This is a genomic window from Sphingomonas sp. NCPPB 2930, from assembly GCF_042867205.1.
Lineage (GTDB): Bacteria > Pseudomonadota > Alphaproteobacteria > Sphingomonadales > Sphingomonadaceae > Sphingomonas.
The window spans coordinates 1-17273 of record NZ_JBHZQU010000007.1 but is presented as its reverse complement, the minus strand read 5'-3'; the positions used below and the strand labels follow the sequence as shown (position 1 = coordinate 17273).

Here is a 17273-nt window from a genome sequence, read left to right as displayed (position 1 = left end):
TCAGCGGTCTTCGGGGGTCCAGGCCTGAGCCTCGAGCAGGGGGGCGAAGATATGGTCGATCATCGTGTCGGTCACGCCCTCGGGCGTGGCGGGGCTCCAGCGCGGCGCATTGTCCTTGTCGACGATCAGCGCGCGGACGCCCTCGATAAAGTCGGGCCGCTGCACCACACGGCTGGCGACGCCATATTCGCGGCGCATCTCCTCGGCGAAGTCGGTGGTCCGCGCCCCCTCGTGCAGGAGACGCAGCGACACCTTGCAGGCTTGCGGCGATTTGGTGCGCAAGATCGCCAGCTGTTGCGCGGCCCATTCGCCGCCATCCGCCGCCAGCGCGGCGACGATCTCCTCCAGCGTGTCGGAGGCGAACAGCCGGTCGATCTCGGCGGCATGGGCCATGATCCCGGCCTCGGGCACGGGGGCGGACAGCCGGTCGAGCGTCGCGGCGATCTCCTGCGGGGCCAAGAGGATCGCGGCCTTGGCCTCCTCCAGCGCGGCGGCGGGCAGATAATGGGTGGCGAGGCCCAGCGCATGCGCCTCCGCCCCGTCGAGCCGATGCCCGGTCAGCGCCAGGAACACGCCCATTCGCCCCGGCAGTCGCGAGAGATACCAGCCGCCGCCGACATCGGGGAACAGGCCGATGCCCGTCTCCGGCATGGCGAACCGGGTATTCTCGGTCGCGACCCGGAAGCGCGCGGGCGCCGAGATGCCGACGCCACCGCCCATGGTGATGCCGTCCATGACGGCGACGATCGGCTTGGCATAGGTGAACAGCCGGTGGTTCATCCGATATTCGGCCTGGAAGAATCCGCGCGCAGCCTCGCCGTCACCCGCCCCGCTCTCGGCGAGCAACCGTATGTCGCCACCCGCGCAGAAGCCGCGCCCCTCGGCATGGTCGATGATGATCGCCTCGACCGACAGATCGCCGCGCCAGTCCTCCAGCGCGGCCAGCACGCCCTCGCACATCGCGCGGGTCAGCGCGTGGATCGCCTTGGGCCGGTTGAGCCGCAACCGCCCGACCGGGCCTTCGCGGGTGACGATCAGATCCTGGGTCATGCCGGTCCTTCTATCCTTTCCCGTTCCCCGGCGAAGGCCGGGGCCCAGTTGTGGCAAGCTATGAAGCGCGCCATCGGCTGCTTGGAAACTGGACCCCGGCCTTCGCCGGGGAACAGCTTAGTCTTTGAGCAAATCCCGACCAACGATCATCCGCATCACCTGGTTGGTCCCTTCCAGGATCGAATGCACGCGCAGGTCGCGCCAGAAGCGCTCGATAGGATAGTCCATCAGATAGCCGTAACCGCCATGCAGCTGAAGCGCCCGGTCGACCACCGACGATCCGGTATCGGTCGCCAGCCGCTTGGCCATGGCGGCGAAGCGGGTCTTGTCGGGCGCACCCGCCGTCACCTTGGCGGCCGCGAGATAGAGCAGCGCGCGCGCCGCCTCCAGCTCGGTCGCCATGTCGGCCAGGGTGAACTGGGTATTCTGGAACTCGGCGATCGCTTTGCCGAACTGGCGGCGGTCCTTCACGTAAGCGACCGCCTCGTCCAGGCAGCGCTGCGCGCCCCCCAGCGAGCAGGCACCGATGTTCAGCCGCCCGCCGTCCAGCCCCATCATCGCGATGCGGAAGCCCTCGCCCTCCGCGCCCAGCCGGTTGGCGACCGGCACGCGGACATTGTCGAACGTCACCTGCCGCGTCGGCTGCGAATGCCAGCCCAGCTTGCGTTCGTTCGCGCCGAAGGACACGCCGGGGGTATCCTTGTCGATCACCAGGCAGGAAATGCCCTTCGGCCCCTCCTCCCCGGTGCGGACCATGGTGACATAGACTTCATTCTCGCCGCCGCCCGAAATGAACTGCTTGGAGCCCGTGACGACATAATGGTCGCCGTCGCGCACCGCGCGCGTCTTGAGCGCCGCCGCGTCGGAGCCCGAACCCGGCTCGGTCAGGCAATAGCTGGCCATGCGTTCCATGGTGACGAGATCGGGCAGATACCGCCCCTTCACGTCCGCATCGCCGAAACGGTCGATCATCCACGACGCCATATTGTGGATCGAGATGAAGGCGGAGGTGGAGGGACAGCCATAGGCCATGGCCTCCATGATGAGCGCCGCTTCCAGCCGCCCGAGCGCGATGCCGCCCGATTCCTCGGACACATAAATCGCGGCGAAGCCCAGTTCGGCGGCTTCGCGAATCGTGTCGCGGGGGAAGACATGCTTCTCGTCCCACTCGGCGGCGAAGGGGGTGATGCGGTCGGCGGTGAAGCGGCGCGCCAGTTCCTGGATCTCGCGCTGCTCGTCGGTCAGGTCGAATTGGGTCATCGGGTTTGTCTCGTCCTGTTAAGCCCCTCCTCCCGGAGGGGGGAGGGGTTTGGGGAGGGGGCTACGCCACAGGCGATGGTCTCTGTGAGACTCCTTTCCCTCCCCCATCCCCTCCCGCCTGCGGGAGGGGCGTGCTTTTAGGCCATGGTGGGAATCACGAAGGCGTTGCCGCCATCCGGCGCGCCATCGGGCCAGCGCTGCGTCACCGTCTTCACCTTGGTCCAGAAACGGACGCCCTCCATGCCGTGCTGGTTCACGTCGCCAAAAGCCGAACGTTTCCATCCGCCGAAGCTGTGATAGGCCACGGGCACCGGGATCGGCACGTTGATGCCGACCATGCCAACCTCGACACGCGCGGCAAATTCGCGCGCGGCATGGCCGTTGCGGGTGAAAATGGCGACGCCATTGCCGTACTGATGCTCGCTCGGCAGGCGCACCGCCGTCTCGAAATCGGGCGCGCGGACGATCTGGAGCACGGGGCCGAAGATTTCCTCGCGATAGCTCTGCATGGCGGGAGTCACCCGGTCGAACAGCGACGGGCCGATGAAGAAGCCTTCCTCATAGCCCTGCAATTTGAAGCCGCGCCCGTCGACCACCAGCTCCGCACCCTCGTCGACGCCGGTCTGGATCCAGTCCTCGACGCGGCGCTTGTGCGCGGCGTTCACCACCGGGCCGTAATGCGCCTGCGCATCGGTCGAGACACCGACCCGCAAGGCATCGATCGCGGGGATCAGCTTTTCGCGAAGCGCATCCGCCGTCTTGTCGCCCACCGGCACGACGACGGGCAGCGCCATGCACCGCTCGCCCGCCGAGCCGAAGGCCGCGCCCGACAGGTCGGCGACCACCTGGTCCAGATCGGCATCGGGCATGACGATGCCATGGTTCTTGGCCCCGCCCATCGCCTGGACGCGCTTGCCCGCCTCGACCCCGCGCCGATAGACATAATGGGCGATGTCGGACGAGCCGACGAAGCTGACCGCGCCGATCGCGGGATGGTCCAGGATCGCATCGACCATCGCCTTGTCGCCGTGCACGACCTGCAGGATGCCCTCGGGCGCCCCCGCCTCGCGCATCAGCTCGGCCAGGCGGACGGGGACCGAGGGATCGCGCTCGGACGGTTTCAGGATGAAGGCGTTGCCGCACGCGATCGCGATGCCGAACATCCACATCGGGATCATCGCGGGGAAGTTGAACGGGGTGATGCCCGCCCCGATGCCCAGCGGCATGCGCATCGAATAGACGTCGATGCCGGGCCCGGCGCCTTGCGTATATTCGCCCTTCAGTGCGTGGGGGATGCCGCAGGCGAACTCGATCACCTCCAGCCCGCGCTGGATGTCGCCTTTCGCGTCGGCGATCACCTTGCCATGTTCGGAGGAGAGCAGATGCGCCAGCGCGTCCATATTCTGCTCGACCAGTTCCTTGAACCGGAACATCACGCGCGCCCGGCGCTGCGGATTGGTCGCGGCCCAGGCGGGCTGCGCCCTTTGCGCGGCGGCGACCGCCCGGTCGAGCAGCGCGGCATCGCCCAGCGGCACGCGCGCCTGCACCTGGCCGCTATTGGGGTCGAACACATCACCCTGACGGGTCGAAGCGGCGTCGGTCGCGGTCTGTCCACCGGCGACCACATGGTCGATCACGCGCATATGCTCTCCTGTCGCGGGTCTGCTGCCCGACTCTAGGTCTTGTAATTATATTACTCGCACGTGAAATCCAAGTCGGGCCGCAACAAAAGCCGAGCAGCGCCTCGCCGGAACGCCCCCGATGCGCGTCAGGAAGCCGGACGCCAGCGCCATGCGACCGCCGCCGCCGCCAGCGCGCCGATGCCCGCGCCGTGCAAGGCCGCCATGCCCCAGAAGGGATAGAGCCACGCGCCCAGCCCCGCCCCCGCGACGAATCCCGCCCAGAGCAGCGTATAGGGCAACCAGCGCCACCGCTCGCGCCCCGCCACGGCCTGCGCCAGATGCTGGCCGATCTTGACCAGCGTGCCGGTCATATAGGTGACGCCGATGCTGACCTCGCCGTCCCGCTCGAAGGTGGCGTTGGCCGCGCCCATCGCCACCGCCATTCCCCAACCGAGCCGCGCATCGAGTCCCGCCAGCCCGAGCAGCAGCGCGACCAGCAGCAGCACCGCCGCCTGTCCGCCACGCGGCAGGACCAGGCGGATCAACGTGCCCCCCATCACCCCGCCGACGAACAGCGCGAGCAACATCGCCAGCATCGCCACGCTCCCGTCCGCCGGACCGGGACGAACGAGATGCACCGCCAGCATCGTGCCGTTGCCGCTCATGAAGGAGACGAAATAGCCGCCCAGATGCTGGAATCCGATCGCGTCGACATAGCCCGCGAGCAGCGCCAGCCCGATGGCCAGGGGCCAGGAACGTCGATCGGATCGGATCATGATGCGCCGTCATAAAGCGAGGCCGTGCGCACGTCATGATCGTATTTCGCCGCACATGGCCATCTTGGGCTGCCGTGGACGCCTTCCGTCACTTTATTTTTATCTGTGGGGAGCAAAGCCGCATATGGGCCGTTGGCCCGGCTCACGCAGGGGATATCGGATGGCGGGTGCGCTGCTGAAGATATGGCTCACGATATCCGCTTTGTCGTCGCTGTCGATCGTCCTGATCGCGATCGGGCATAGCGATATCGGCATGGAGCGGCGCTTTCGCCTGCGCCCGGTCCAGAGCGGTCAGCCCGCCCGCCGCAAGCGCCGGATGACGGCCGGACGCTGACGATCCGCCGGGAAGGCCCCGGCGGCGGCGGGTTTCAGAACAGGTGAAGCAGTCGGTCGAACAGGCCCGATTTGCGGTCCCGCATCGCCATATAGCGCGCGCGATCGTCGGCGGCGCGACGATACAAGGCATCCAGACGTTCCTCGCGCGGCAGGTCCGAAATCCGCGGCGGCGGTCTATGGCTGGCCATCTTCACCCTCCCTCAGTTGAGCCGTTCGATTCGAACGACGAACCGAAACTTTTGTTCCCTGTCAGGTGACACGCCGTTCATGACGCGTCCGCAATGACCAAGCATTTGAATAGATGAGGAAGATGCCAAAAACGGCATCGCCATCGATGCCGCAATGCCCGCACAGATGAACGTCTCGTAAGATTTCCGCAAGGAAAGCGTCAGAGCCTTGCCCGTATCGGCCGAAGCAATTCCGTTCCTTGCGCCGAAAGACTCCGATGCACGTCAATCCTGCCGACGCGACATTACCCGAAACCCGCCGCCTGTCCTCCGCGCAGCAATGGCGCTGGATCGGGATCGCCGCCGCCGTGCTGGTGGGCGCGCTGATCCTGATCACGGTGATCGGAAAGCTGACCCACAAGGAGGAAACGCCCCCCGCCCCGCCGCCGCCGGGCACGCTGCGCCTGTCCAGGGAGCAGCTGGCGGCGATGCCGACGGTGCGCGTCGGGCTGGGCGCGTCGGGCGACCAGACCATGGCGACGGGCGCGATCACGGTCGATGCGACCCGCTCGACCCCCGTGCTGATGCCCTATGCGGGCCAGGTCGTGCGCGTGCTCGCCGAGGCGGGCCAGGCGGTCCGCCAGGGCCAGCCGCTGCTGCAGATCAAGACCAGCGATTTCGTCGATGCGCGCTCGGGGCTGTTCTCGGCCCGCGCGGCCTATCAGAATGCGCAGGCGCAGCTGGTCGCGGCGCAGCGCAATGCCGACCGCCAGCAGCAAATCTATGAGACCGCCGGCGGCGCGCTGAAGGATTATCAGCAGGCCAAGGTCGACCTGGCCGCCGCGCAGGCGACCGCGCGCACGGCCGCCGCCTCGCTGGGCGCCGCGCGCGACAAGCTGGCGATCCTTGGCAAGTCGCAGGGCGAGATCAACCGGCTGGAGAATGTCGGCGAGGTCGCGGGCATCCACGACATCACCACGCTGCACGCGCCGATCAGCGGCGTCGTCGCCTCGCGCGATGTCGCGCCGGGGCAATATGTCTCGCAGGGCGGCGACAAGCCGGTGATGACGATCACCGACCCCTCGCGCGTCTGGCTGGTCGCGCAGGTGGCCGAAAGCGATGCCGAGAATGTCCGCGTCGGCGATCCCGTCGAGGTGACGACGCCAGCCATCCCCGGCCGCGTCTTCCACGCCACCATCGACCTGGTCGGCGCCGCGCTCGACCCGCAGACCCACCGACTGCCGGTGCGCGCCTCGATCCCCAACCCCGACAAGGCGCTGAAGCCGCAGATGTTCGCCAGCTTCGCGATCCAGCACCGGGGTGCGGGTCAGGCGATTCGCGTCCCCGCCGCCGCCGTCATCCATGAAGGCGACGCGGCCCGCGTCTGGATCATGCGGCCCGACGGCCTGCTGGTCGCGCGCGACGTGACGACCGGCGACTCGGCCAACGGGCTGGTCACCATCACGTCGGGCCTGAAGCCGGGCGAGAAGATCGTCACCTCGGGCGCGCTGTTCGTCAACGAAGCGGGGATCGGCGAGTAATGAACCGCATCGTCGACTTTGCGCTGCGTCAGCGACTGCTGATCGTCGGCCTGTTCTTCGCGATGATCGTCGCTGGCGTCATCGGTTTCATCAACCTCAACATCGAAGCCTATCCCGATCCCGTGCCCCCGATGGTCGAGGTCATCACCCAGACGCAAGGCCTGTCGGCCGAGGAGATGGAGCGCAACGTCACCATCCCGATCGAAGTCCAGATGGCGGGCATCCCGCATCTGACCGCGATCCGCGCGATCAGCCTGTTCGGCCTGTCGGACATCAAGATCCAGTTCACTTACGACTATACCAACGAACAGGCGCGCCAGCAGGTCATCAACCGCCTGTCGCAGCTGCCCCCGCTGGCGGGCGGCGCACAGCCGACGCTGTCGCCGACCTCGCCGGTGGGCGAGATCTATCGCTACCGCATCTCCGCGCCCAAGGGCTATTCGGTGATGGACCTGAAGACGCTGCAGGACTGGGTGCTCCAGCGCCGGTTCAAGCGGATTCCGGGCGTGATCGACGTCACCGGCTGGGGCGGCAAGCTGCGCGCCTATGACGTGGTGATCGACCAGAATCGGCTGAACGCGCACGGCGTGACCGTGTCGCAGGTGCTGGCGGCGCTGTCCAAGAGCGACGGCAATGTCGGTGGCCAGACGATCAACTTCGGCGAACAGGCCGCGATCGTGCGCGGCATCGGCCTGATCCAGTCGCCCGACGCGATCCAGAACGTCCTGGTCGGCCAGGCGGGCGGCCAGCCCGTGCTCGTCAAGGACGTGGCCACCGTCAAGATCGGCAACGCCCCGCGCATGGGCATCGCCGGGTATAATAACGACGACGACATCGTGCAGGGCATCGTCCTGATGCAGCGCGGCGCCCAGTCGATGCCGACGATCAAGGCCGTCCAGGCCGAGGTCGCCAACATCAACGACAGCGGCATCCTGCCCCCCGGCGTCCATCTGGAGCGGATCTACGACCGGTCCGACCTGATCAACCTGACCATCCACACCGTCATGGAAAACATGGTGGTGGGCATCCTGCTGATCTTCGCGCTGCAATGGCTGTTCCTCGGCAATCTGCGCTCGGCGATCATCGTGGCGGCCACCATCCCCTTCGCGCTGGCCTTCGCGATCCTGATCCTGGTGCTCCAGGGCGAGAGTGCGAACCTGTTGTCGGTGGGTGCGCTCGACTTCGGCCTCGTCGTCGATGCCTGCGTCATCATGGTCGAGAATATCTTCCGCCACATGGTCGAACGCTCGACCGCGGTGGAGAACGGCCAGGGCCGCTATACCCTGGCCAGCCGCTTCGGCGCGGTGCTGGGCGCCTCGTCCGAGGTCAGCCGCGGCATCTTCTTCGCCGCCGCGATCATCATCGCCAGCTTCCTGCCGCTGTTCACACTGACCGGCGTGGAGGGGCATATCTTCGGCCCGATGGCCAAGACCTATGCCTATGCCATCACCGGCGGCCTGCTCGCGACCTTCACCGTCGCCCCCGTCCTCTCGACGCTGCTGCTACCGGACAAGCTGGCCGAGACCGAGACGTTCATCGTCGGCAAGCTGCGTGCCGTCTATGAACCCGCCGCGTCCTTTGCGCTGCGCAACAAGATCGTGACGATCGGCGGCGGCCTGCTGATGATGGGCCTGGCCATCGTCGGCGTGCGCTCGCTGGGCATCGAGTTCCTGCCGCACCTCGAAGAAGGCAATATGTATATCCGCGCCACCCTTCCCTCCTCGATCAGCCTCGAGGCGGGCGAGAAGGTGACCAACGAGGTGCGCAAGATCATCGCCAGCTATCCAGAGACCACCGCGGTCCTGTCCGCGCATGGCCGCCCGGACGACGGCACCGATGCGACCGGCTTCTTCAACATCGAGTTCTTCGTGCCGCTCAAGCCCTTCGACAGCTGGCCGAGCGGAATGACCAAGGAGAAGTTGATCGAGGAACTGTCGAGCCGCCTCGCCAAGAAATATCCGGGCGTCGACTTCTCCTTCTCGCAGATCATCGAGGATAATGTCGAGGAAGCCGCCTCGGGCGTGAAGGGCGCCAATTCGATCAAGCTGTTCGGCCCCGACCTCGTCACGCTGGAAAAGCTGGCCAACCAGATCAAGGCGCAGATGGCCAAGGTGAAGGGCATCGAGGATCTCGGCGTGTTCGAGATCCTGGGCCAGCCGACGGTGCGGATCGACGTCGACCGCGCCAAGGCCGCCCGCTATGGCCTGACGCCCGACGACATCAACCAGACGGTGGCCGCCGCCATCGGTGGCCAGTCGCCCGCCGACCTGTACGAACCCGGCACCGACCGTCACTTCCCGATCATCGTGCGGTTGAAGCCCGCCCAGCGCGACTCGCTGGAATCGGTGCGCAACATCACGATCGGCGCGCCTTCGCCCGACGGCAACGGCACGATCCAGGTGCCGCTGTCCGAGGTGGCGAACGTCAAGCTGACCAGCGGTGCGTCGTTCATCTATCGCGAGCATCAGGAACGCTATGTCCCGATCAAATTCTCGGTGCGCGGCCGCGATCTGGGCGGTGCGGTCGAGGAGGCGCGCGCGCGGATCAACCAGAATGTCCACCTGCCGCCGGGCTATCATCTGGAATGGGCAGGCGAGCTGGACAATCTGAAGAACGCGATTGCCCGACTGGAGGTGGTGGTGCCGATCAGCCTCGTGCTCATCCTGCTGCTGCTCTATGCCAATTTCGGGTCGATGCGCGACAGCCTGCTCGCCTTCTCCGCGATCCCGATGGCGATCGTGGGCGGTGTGCTGGCCCTCGCTTTGACCGGCACGGCGTTCAGCATCTCGGCGGCGATCGGCTTCGTGGCGCTGTTCGGCATCGCGGTGATGGACGGCATCCTGGTCGTCACCACCTTCAACAACGCGATCGACGAGGGCGCCCCGCGCGAGAATGCGCTGGCCAACACCGTCAAGAACAGCCTGCGCCCCGTCGTCATGACCTGTCTGGTCGCCGCGATCGGCCTGCTGCCCGCCGCCCTGTCGCACGGGATCGGCAGCCAGGTGCAGAAGCCGCTGGCGCTGGTCGTGGTCGGCGGCATGACGCTGGCCCCCGTGCTGATCCTGCTGGTCCTGCCGGTGCTCATCAGCCGCTATTCGACCCGCCTGCCGCTGTCGCAGCGCAAGAAGAAGCATGATCCGATGGTCGACGACCAGGACGATACCACCACCGACACCATCTCCGACTCTGGGGTTCCGGCATGAAGCGTTTCCTGACCCTGCCGCTGCTGGCGTGCGTTTCGGCCAGTATCTCGGGCTGCGCCGTGGGACTGCATGACCTGGACGCGCATGCCAGCCTGCCGCCGCTGGCGCCCGCGCCGGTCATCGCACCCGCGACCGGCCCGGCACAGACGGTGTCCGCCACCGTCGCGCCCCAATGGTGGCACGCCTTCGGCAATGCCCAGCTCGACGCGCTGGTCGCCGAGGCGCTGGCGCACAATAACGACGTGGCCGTCGCGCAAGCCTCGCTGAAGCAGGCGCAGGAACAGGCGCGGGCGATGCGCGGCTCGCTGCTGTTCCCGCAAGGGGGCCTGAACTATCAGGCGCAGCGGACGCGGGTGTCGAACGCATTGTCGCCGGCGGTCGCCGACCAGAACCAGCAACTCTACACGCTGCACACCGCGCAGGTCAGCGTGTCCTATGACGTCGACGCGTTCGGCGGGAACCGGGCGCAGGTCCGCTCCGCCGCCGCGCGCGCCGAGGTCGAGCGGCACCAGCTGGACGCGGCGCGGATGACGGTGGCGGCGAACCTCGTCACCGCGCTGATCGAGCGGGCGAGCCTGGCCGAACAGGTCGCCGCCGCGCAGACGGCGGTGCAGGTCAATCGCGACATATTGGGCGCGCTGCAACAGCGTCAGCGGCTGGGTGCGGTCGGCGCCTCGGACGTGTCGACGCAACAGGCCGCGCTGGCGACCGCCGAGGGCGCGCTGCCCCCGCTGGTCCGTGCCGAGGCGGCGCAGCGCACCATCATCGCGACGCTGATCGGCCGCCCGGCGGGATCGGCGCTGCCGCCGCTGCCCGAGCTGGCGCAGCTGACACTGCCGACCGAGCTGCCCGCCATCGTCCCCTCCGATCTGGTCCATCGCCGTCCCGACGTGCTGGCCGCCGAAGCCCAGTTGCGGGGGGCCGGGGCCGATGTCGGCGCCGCCATCGCCGCGCGGCTGCCCAGTATCCAGCTTTCCGCCAATGCGGGCGGTTCGGCACAGAATTTCGGCGACATGTTCAAGAGCGGCAATCCCTTCTGGGCGCTGCTCGGCGGGATCACCCAGCCGCTGTTCCACGCCAATGCCCTGCGCCACCAGCAAAAGGCGGCCGAGGCGGCACTGGAGGGTGCCAAGGCGCAATATCGCCAGGCGGTGCTCCAGGCGTTCGGCGATGTCGCCGACTCGCTGACCGGCCTGTCCACCGACGCGCAGGCGCTGGACGCGGCGCAGCGGGCGAGCAACGCGGCGGGCCAGGCGCTGACCTTCGCCCGACGGCAGTTGGCGCTGGGCGATGTGGGCACGTTGCAGCTGCTCAACGCCACCGCAACCGACGCGCAGGCCCGGTCGCAACTGATCCAGGCCAAGGCGGCGCGCATGACCGACTCGGTCGCGCTGTTCCAGGCGGCCGGGGGGCCGGTTACGGGGTCTTGAGGGTTATGGGGGCGGATGACCAAAGTCCGCCCCACAACCCACCTCCGTTCAGCCTGAGCGAAGTCGAAGGCCACGGGATTCGGTTCGTGCAGAGGCGCGGAGGACGCAGAGATCGCGTTCTTTGGGATAATGCCCCCCTCAATGCTGCTCCGTTCCCCGGCGAAGGCCGGGGCCCAGTTGCGGCCCACCATCGACGGCGGGCCGCTCTTGCCTCCCACGCACCGACGCCGCGCACCTCCCAGTATATAGCAACTGGGCCCCGGCCTTCGCCGGGGAACAGAAGGATGTTGAGGTGGCGTTCTGGAGAAGGCGCTCTCGGTGTCCTCTGCGCGAACCGAATCCCGTGGCCTTCGGCTTCGCTCAGGCTGAACGGAGAGTAGGATTATGCCCAACGAAAAAGGGGAGGACCTTCGCCCTCCCCCTTGTCAGAACAACCGGGTCAGCAGGTAGAAGCCCGCCCCCATCACCGCCGAGGCGGGGATGGTGATGATCCAGGCGATCACGACATTGCCCGCCACGCCCCAGCGCACCGCCGAGGCTCGTCGGGCCACGCCCGCGCCGATGATCGAGCCGGTGATGGTGTGCGTCGTCGACACCGGGATGCCCAGCGCAGAGGCGCAGAAGATCACGATCGATCCCGCGGTCGAGGCGCTGAATCCCTGGTGCTGCGACAGCTTGGTGATGCGGGTGCCCATCGTCTCGATGATCCGCCAGCCGCCGGTCATCGTGCCCAGTGCGATCGCGACATAGCAGGAGATGGCGACCCAGTGCGGCACCTCGAACGGGCCGGACAGCCGCCCGGTCGAATAGAGGAGGACGGTGATGATCCCCATCGTCTTCTGCGCGTCGTTCAGCCCGTGGCTGAGCGAATAGGCCGCCGAGGAGACCAGGTGCATCGCGCGGAAGCTGCGCTCCGCCTGTCCCGCGCTCGACCGGCGCATGGCCCAGCTGCTCGCCAGCATGACCAGCATGGCCAGCATCATGCCCAGCATCGGCGACAGCACGATGGCGAGCAGCGTCTTGTTGAGACCCGCCCACTTCACCGCGTCCATGCCCGCATGCGCCACGCCCGCGCCGACCAGCCCGCCGACCAGCGCATGGCTGCTCGACGAGGGGATGCCGCGCAGCCAGGTGATGACGTTCCAGGCCATCGCCCCGCCCAGCGCGCCGAAGATGACGGCGGGGGTGACGATGCTCTGGTCGATCAGGCCCTTGCCGATCGTCTCGGCCACCTTGTGCAGGCTGGGAAAGGCGACGGTCAGGAAATAGGCCGCGAAGTTGAAGAAGGCGGCAAAGCCCACCGCCGCGACCGGCGGCAGCAGCCGGGTCGCCACCACCGTCGCGATCGAATTGGCCGCGTCGTGCAGCCCGTTGAGATAATCGAACGCCAGCGCGACCAGGATCAGGCCGACCAGCAACGGAAAGGCGAGTTCGTGCATCTCCGACGCCTCAGGCGTGATCGATGACGATGCCGTCGATCTCGTCGGCGACATCCTCGAACGCGTCGAGGATGCGCTCCAGATGCTTGTACACTTCCTTCTCGATCACGAAGCGCAGCGTGTCGCGCTCGCCGCATTCGTCCAGCGTGCGCTTCAGGCCCGCCGCATGGATCTCGTCGGCACGCCCTTCCAGCCGGACCAGCTCTTCGGTCAGCGCATGCAGGCGGTCGCCGTTGCGCGCGACGTCGCGCATCAGCGGCATCGCCTCGACGGTCAGCTTGGCCGCCTCGACCGCGACCGCCGCCATTTCGCGCATCTCGGGCGCGAAGCTGGTCACACGGTACAGGCCGATCGCGGTGGCGGCGGCGTGCATCTCGTCGATCGTATCGTCCAGCGAACCGATCAGCGAGGTGATCGAGGCACGGTCGAACGGCGTCAGGAAGGTCGAGCGGACCGAGGTCAGCACATCGCGCGTGATCGCGTCGGCCTCATGCTCGCGCGCGGCGACGGCGGCGATCTCGTGGGCGGTATTGCCCTGTGTATCGAACAGCCGGACGGTGGCTTCGGCCCCCGCCAGGATGGTGGCGGCTTGCGCCTCGAACAGCTCGAAGAAATTCCCCGTCTTCGGCAGGAGGCGTTGGAACCAGGCGAACATCAGTCGGTAACCCCGATAGTGATCCGATAGCGTGCGTGTTCAGCACCCATGGCTTTGCGGGCCACGGCGGAACGCCGGACCGTCGAAATGGACCCTGGGATCGAAGCTTGCACGAACGCCGCCCCCCTGACCAGCCGAACGCCCCGCGTCAAGCAAAACACTGTTACAGCAATGTGACAGAAGCGGGATTCCGGCCCCTTCGCCGGTGGGCGACAGGCGAGGTTTCGTGGACCGCCATGGCCTGTGTTCCCCCTGCATTTCCGCCGCTCCGCCCTGTCATGGCTGCCTCCCGGCCGTTCCGGTCCGCCCCCGCAACGGCGGGCAGGACGCAATCTGGCCGGGGCACAACCTTGCATGACGGTCGCGCCATGTCGTCATGAATTTTTCATGTCGCGCTGTGCTTTTTGCGCATCAGTCCTGTCACGTAAGCGCCATAATGCACTTTTAACCGCTCGGCTTACCGGGAGAAAATCAATCGGGCGGACGGCATCGACCGATCCGCCGAGCGTGGGGAACGACATGAAATCCGTAATCAAGACCGTGGCGCTGCTGGGCGCGGCGTGGGGAACGCTGGCGGCCGTGCCCGCCTTTGCCCAGACCGCCGATCAGGCGGCGGCCACCCCGGCCGACAATGGCCCCGAACAGGGGCTGGGCGAGATCACCGTCACCGCCGAGCGTCGCTCGGAGAATCTGAACCGCGTGCCCGTGTCGGTGGGCGTGGTCAGCGGTTCCAACCTGCGCGCCTTCCAGCAGGGCGGCGAGGACATTCTGGCGCTGTCGGGTCGGGTGCCCGGCCTGTATGCCGAAACCACCACCGGCCGCATCTTCCCGCGCTTCTATATTCGCGGCCTGGGCAATATCGACTTCTACCTCGGCGCGTCGCAGCCGGTGTCGATCATCCAGGACGATGTGGTGCTGGAGCATGTCGTGCTGAAGTCGAACCCGGTGTTCGACGTCGACCAGGTCGAGGTGCTGCGCGGACCGCAGGGCTCGCTGTTCGGTCGCAACACGACCGCAGGCATCATCAAGTTCGACACGATCAAGCCGACGCAGAGCTTCCAGAGCCGCGCGACCGCCTCGATCGGCAGCTACAACACGATCAGCATGGACGCCGGTGTCGGCGGCCCCCTGATCCGCGACGTGCTGGCCTTCCGCCTGTCGGCGCTGGTGCAGCACCGCGACGATTGGGTCGACAATGTCTATTCGGGTCCCAGCGCCGACGGCACGCTGACCCCGAAGAAGGACGCGATGGGCGGCTTCACCGAGCGCGACGTCCGCCTCCAGCTGCTCTTCACGCCGACCGACACGCTGTCGTTCAACCTGTCGGGCCATGCCCGCTGGTATGACGGCACCTCGACCCTGTTCCATCGCGGCGCGATCAAGAAGGGTTCGCGCGACGTCTCGGCCGAACCGCGCGACCGGGTGGCCTATGACGAAGGGCGCGGCAATCCGCAGTCCTATGACACGCAAGGGGCCTCGCTGCGCGCCGCCTGGGACCTGGGCGCGGCCGAGCTGACCTCGATCACCGCCTATGAAACCACGGCCGGTTTCAGCAAGGGCGACACCGATGGCGGCGCGGCGGCCAACTTCCCGGTCAACGGCGTGGCCAATGGCTATGGCCTGAGCATGGGCCAGGTCCGCGGGCTCGACCAGTGGACGCAGGAAGTCCGCCTCGCCTCGACCGGCAGCGGGCCGTTCAAGTGGCAGGTCGGCGGCATCTATTTCGACAGCCGCGACATCACCGACTTCTACCAGCGCGCGTTCCTGATCGGGGCGAACCCGAACAACTGGGTCCGCCTGCACGACGTCAACACCAGCTGGGGCGTGTTCGGGCAGGTCAGCTATCAGGCGACCGACCGCCTGACCCTGACCGCCGGTGGCCGGATCAGCGAGGATACCAAGCGGACCCAGCTGCTGCGCACCGCCGACAGCGCCGCCGGCGTCTCGACCTATCGTGGTCGTCGCGACGTGCGTCTGTCGGACACCCAGCCCAGCTGGGACCTGTCGGCGCTCTATGAGGTCAATCCGAACCTGAACGTCTATGTCCGCGCGGCCCAGGGCTTCCGTGGCCCGACGATCCAGGGCCGTTCGGCGGTGTTCAATTCGGACTTCTCGACCGCCGGTTCGGAGACGAACCTGTCGTTCGAGACCGGCTTCAAGTCGAAGCTGTTCGACAACACGCTGCGCCTGAACGCCGCCGCCTTCGCGTACCGGGTGAAGAACATCCAGCTGAACGGCAACGACTCGGACGGCAACGGCGTGCTCCTCAACGCCGACAAGGCCGTCGCCTACGGTCTGGAAGCCGATGCCCAGTGGCTGCCGGTGCGCAACCTGGCGCTGTCGGCGGGTGTCAGCCTGCTGCATTCGGAAATCCGCGACCGCAATGTCAGCGTCCAGACCTGCGGCCTGAACGGCGTGATGGTCTGCACCGTGCTGAACGGCCCGGTGACGACGCGCCGCATCTTCGGGGCGAACGCGTTCTTCGTGCCAATCAACGGCAACCCGCTGCCCAACGCGCCGGAATATAACGTCAACCTGGCGGCCAAGTACGACCTGCCGCTGTCCGATGGCGGCAAGGCGTTCATCTCGACCGACTGGAATCTTCAGGGCTACACGAACTTCGTCCTGTACCGGACCAAGGAGTTCACCTCGAACGGCAATTTCGAGGGTGGCCTGAGCATCGGCTATTCGGCGCCGAACGACGACTGGAGCCTGTCGGTCTTCGCCCGCAACATCACGAACGAGAAGAACCTCAAGGGCGTGATCGAGAACTATATGGCGGCCGTGTTCAACGAACCGCGCATCATCGGCGTCTCGTTCAGCGGCAAGTATCGCTGATCGGCTTGACCGGATGACGCGAAAGGCCCGTCCCTCCATACGAGGGGCGGGCCTTTTTCGTCGGGCTATGTCCTCGCCCGCGCATGGCGCTCGGCATGGGCGAGCAGCATGTCGAGATCCTCGCGCGCGATGTCGAAGCTCTCATGCATGTCCGCCAGCGCCGCCTCGACATCCTCCGGCCGGATCACGGCGGCGGGCGCGGGCGGGGTCACACCCGGCTCGTGCGGATAGCTGCGCCCCGTCGCGCGGTGGAAGAACATGCCCAGCGCCACCAGCGCGATCGAGTTGATCGCCACCGGCGCGAAGGCGAAGGAAAAGCCCGCCGCATGGATGCCCTGGCTGCCGATCACCGCGGTCAGCGCCGCCGCGCCGCCCGGCGGGTGCAGGCACCGGGCCAGCGACATGACCAGGATCGCCCCGCCCACCGCGCATCCTGCCGCCAGCGGCAGCGAAGGGATCGCATGGAACATCGCCACCCCGACCAGCGTGGACAGGACATTGCCCCCGACCACCGACCAGGGCTGCGCGAGCGGGCTGGCGGGGACGGCGAAGACCAGCACGGCGGACGCCCCCAGCGGCGCGACGATGATCGGCAGGTCGGGGCCCAGCGGAGGCAACCCGCCACATACGATAATGGTCAGCGCGATGCCGATGACCGCCCCGATACAGGCGAGCAGACGGCCGGACAGGGTGGCGCCGGCCAGCAGGGGTTGGAAGAAACGCATGGAGGCTCTGGTCGCTCAGGATGGAAAGGCGTGGAATGGCAATCGGACCTAGCCAAGAGCCTGTCCGTCGGCCACCGCCAATAACTTGCCGCGATACCAGCGGAACTTGGCGCAAGGCCCAGCCGCCTAGGGGGATCGGCATTCACGATTGCGCCTTCTTCCCCTCTCCCCTGGACAGGGGAGAGGGTTAGCGAAGCTTGCCAGCCTGCTGGCTAGCGCAGCTTGGGTGAG

General features: G+C 67.2%; 13 protein-coding genes. 5 read left to right on the top strand and 8 right to left on the bottom strand.

Annotated elements, in window-relative coordinates; all coding sequences use genetic code 11:
- The 4 genes from ACFX59_RS09855 to ACFX59_RS09840 form a co-directional block, all read right to left on the bottom strand.
- Entirely contained in the window at positions 1 to 1050 is a 1050-nt protein-coding gene (locus ACFX59_RS09855; RefSeq protein ID WP_387432001.1) for an enoyl-CoA hydratase/isomerase family protein, read from the bottom strand.
- A 117-nt stretch (positions 1051 to 1167) separates the two neighbouring features.
- Positions 1168 to 2310 (bottom strand): acyl-CoA dehydrogenase family protein, encoded by a 1143-nt coding sequence (locus ACFX59_RS09850; RefSeq protein ID WP_387431998.1) that lies wholly within the window; start codon positions 2308 to 2310, stop codon positions 1168 to 1170.
- Between the two features lie 137 nt (positions 2311 to 2447).
- Positions 2448 to 3953 (bottom strand): CoA-acylating methylmalonate-semialdehyde dehydrogenase, encoded by a 1506-nt coding sequence (locus tag ACFX59_RS09845; protein ID WP_387431995.1) that lies wholly within the window; start codon positions 3951 to 3953, stop codon positions 2448 to 2450.
- A gap of 125 nt (positions 3954 to 4078) precedes the next feature.
- Complete coding sequence (locus tag ACFX59_RS09840) at positions 4079 to 4708, bottom strand: YoaK family protein (protein WP_307102712.1); 630 nt, start codon at positions 4706 to 4708, stop codon at positions 4079 to 4081.
- Positions 4709 to 4868: 160 nt separating this feature from the next.
- Here ACFX59_RS09840 and ACFX59_RS09835 point away from each other — a divergent pair, with 160 nt between their 5' ends.
- On the top strand, positions 4869 to 5042 hold the full coding sequence (locus ACFX59_RS09835; RefSeq protein WP_387431992.1) for a hypothetical protein: 174 nt from the start codon (positions 4869 to 4871) through the stop codon (positions 5040 to 5042).
- A 34-nt stretch (positions 5043 to 5076) separates the two neighbouring features.
- Here ACFX59_RS09835 and ACFX59_RS09830 read toward each other — a convergent pair whose 3' ends face one another.
- Positions 5077 to 5232 carry a hypothetical protein gene (locus tag ACFX59_RS09830; RefSeq protein WP_307102708.1) on the bottom strand — a complete coding sequence of 52 codons (156 nt, stop codon included), beginning with the start codon at positions 5230 to 5232 and terminating at the stop codon, positions 5077 to 5079.
- Between the two features lie 257 nt (positions 5233 to 5489).
- Here ACFX59_RS09830 and ACFX59_RS09825 point away from each other — a divergent pair, with 257 nt between their 5' ends.
- Genes ACFX59_RS09825 through ACFX59_RS09815 form a run of 3 tightly spaced genes read left to right on the top strand, consistent with a single transcriptional unit; the run spans position 5490 to position 11385 of the window.
- Positions 5490 to 6752 carry an efflux RND transporter periplasmic adaptor subunit gene (locus ACFX59_RS09825; RefSeq protein WP_354294934.1) on the top strand — a complete coding sequence of 421 codons (1263 nt, stop codon included), beginning with the start codon at positions 5490 to 5492 and terminating at the stop codon, positions 6750 to 6752.
- Complete coding sequence (locus ACFX59_RS09820) at positions 6752 to 9955, top strand: efflux RND transporter permease subunit (protein ID WP_387431988.1); 3204 nt, start codon at positions 6752 to 6754, stop codon at positions 9953 to 9955. Before ACFX59_RS09825 ends, ACFX59_RS09820 begins: the two co-directional genes overlap by 1 nt.
- Positions 9952 to 11385: an efflux transporter outer membrane subunit gene (locus tag ACFX59_RS09815; protein WP_387431986.1), complete on the top strand. Its 1434-nt coding sequence runs from the start codon at positions 9952 to 9954 to the stop codon at positions 11383 to 11385. The genes ACFX59_RS09820 and ACFX59_RS09815 overlap by 4 nt, the downstream gene beginning before the upstream one ends.
- Positions 11386 to 11810: 425 nt before the next feature.
- Here ACFX59_RS09815 and ACFX59_RS09810 read toward each other — a convergent pair whose 3' ends face one another.
- Entirely contained in the window at positions 11811 to 12824 is a 1014-nt protein-coding gene (locus tag ACFX59_RS09810) for an inorganic phosphate transporter (protein ID WP_307102701.1), read from the bottom strand.
- Positions 12825 to 12834: 10 nt separating this feature from the next.
- Positions 12835 to 13479, bottom strand: a complete 645-nt coding sequence (locus ACFX59_RS09805; protein ID WP_309699356.1) for a DUF47 family protein — start codon at positions 13477 to 13479, stop codon at positions 12835 to 12837.
- A gap of 519 nt (positions 13480 to 13998) precedes the next feature.
- Between ACFX59_RS09805 and ACFX59_RS09800 the strand changes: the two genes are divergently transcribed.
- The gene (locus tag ACFX59_RS09800; RefSeq protein WP_387431981.1) at positions 13999 to 16317 is read left to right on the top strand and encodes a TonB-dependent receptor; all 2319 of its coding nucleotides are present in this window, start codon (positions 13999 to 14001) and stop codon (positions 16315 to 16317) included.
- Between the two features lie 65 nt (positions 16318 to 16382).
- On the opposite strand, the gene ACFX59_RS09795 is transcribed toward ACFX59_RS09800, so the two are convergent.
- Positions 16383 to 17042, bottom strand: coding sequence for an HPP family protein (locus tag ACFX59_RS09795; RefSeq protein ID WP_309692441.1), 660 nt, complete (start codon positions 17040 to 17042; stop codon positions 16383 to 16385).
- Positions 17043 to 17273: the final 231 nt, after the last annotated feature.

Excerpts from the sequence above, each read along its gene's own strand:
- ACFX59_RS09855 (WP_387432001.1), bottom strand. The coding sequence starts at position 1,050 with ATGACCCAGGATCTGATCGTCACCCGCGAAGGCCCGGTCGGGCGGTTG.
- ACFX59_RS09850 (WP_387431998.1), bottom strand. The coding sequence starts at position 2,310 with ATGACCCAATTCGACCTGACCGACGAGCAGCGCGAGATCCAGGAACTG.
- ACFX59_RS09845 (WP_387431995.1), bottom strand. The coding sequence starts at position 3,953 with ATGCGCGTGATCGACCATGTGGTCGCCGGTGGACAGACCGCGACCGAC.
- ACFX59_RS09840 (WP_307102712.1), bottom strand. The coding sequence starts at position 4,708 with ATGATCCGATCCGATCGACGTTCCTGGCCCCTGGCCATCGGGCTGGCG.
- ACFX59_RS09835 (WP_387431992.1), top strand. The coding sequence starts at position 4,869 with ATGGCGGGTGCGCTGCTGAAGATATGGCTCACGATATCCGCTTTGTCG.
- ACFX59_RS09830 (WP_307102708.1), bottom strand. The coding sequence starts at position 5,232 with ATGGCCAGCCATAGACCGCCGCCGCGGATTTCGGACCTGCCGCGCGAG.
- ACFX59_RS09825 (WP_354294934.1), top strand. The coding sequence starts at position 5,490 with ATGCACGTCAATCCTGCCGACGCGACATTACCCGAAACCCGCCGCCTG.
- ACFX59_RS09820 (WP_387431988.1), top strand. The coding sequence starts at position 6,752 with ATGAACCGCATCGTCGACTTTGCGCTGCGTCAGCGACTGCTGATCGTC.
- ACFX59_RS09815 (WP_387431986.1), top strand. The coding sequence starts at position 9,952 with ATGAAGCGTTTCCTGACCCTGCCGCTGCTGGCGTGCGTTTCGGCCAGT.
- ACFX59_RS09810 (WP_307102701.1), bottom strand. The coding sequence starts at position 12,824 with ATGCACGAACTCGCCTTTCCGTTGCTGGTCGGCCTGATCCTGGTCGCG.
- ACFX59_RS09805 (WP_309699356.1), bottom strand. The coding sequence starts at position 13,479 with ATGTTCGCCTGGTTCCAACGCCTCCTGCCGAAGACGGGGAATTTCTTC.
- ACFX59_RS09800 (WP_387431981.1), top strand. The coding sequence starts at position 13,999 with ATGAAATCCGTAATCAAGACCGTGGCGCTGCTGGGCGCGGCGTGGGGA.
- ACFX59_RS09795 (WP_309692441.1), bottom strand. The coding sequence starts at position 17,042 with ATGCGTTTCTTCCAACCCCTGCTGGCCGGCGCCACCCTGTCCGGCCGT.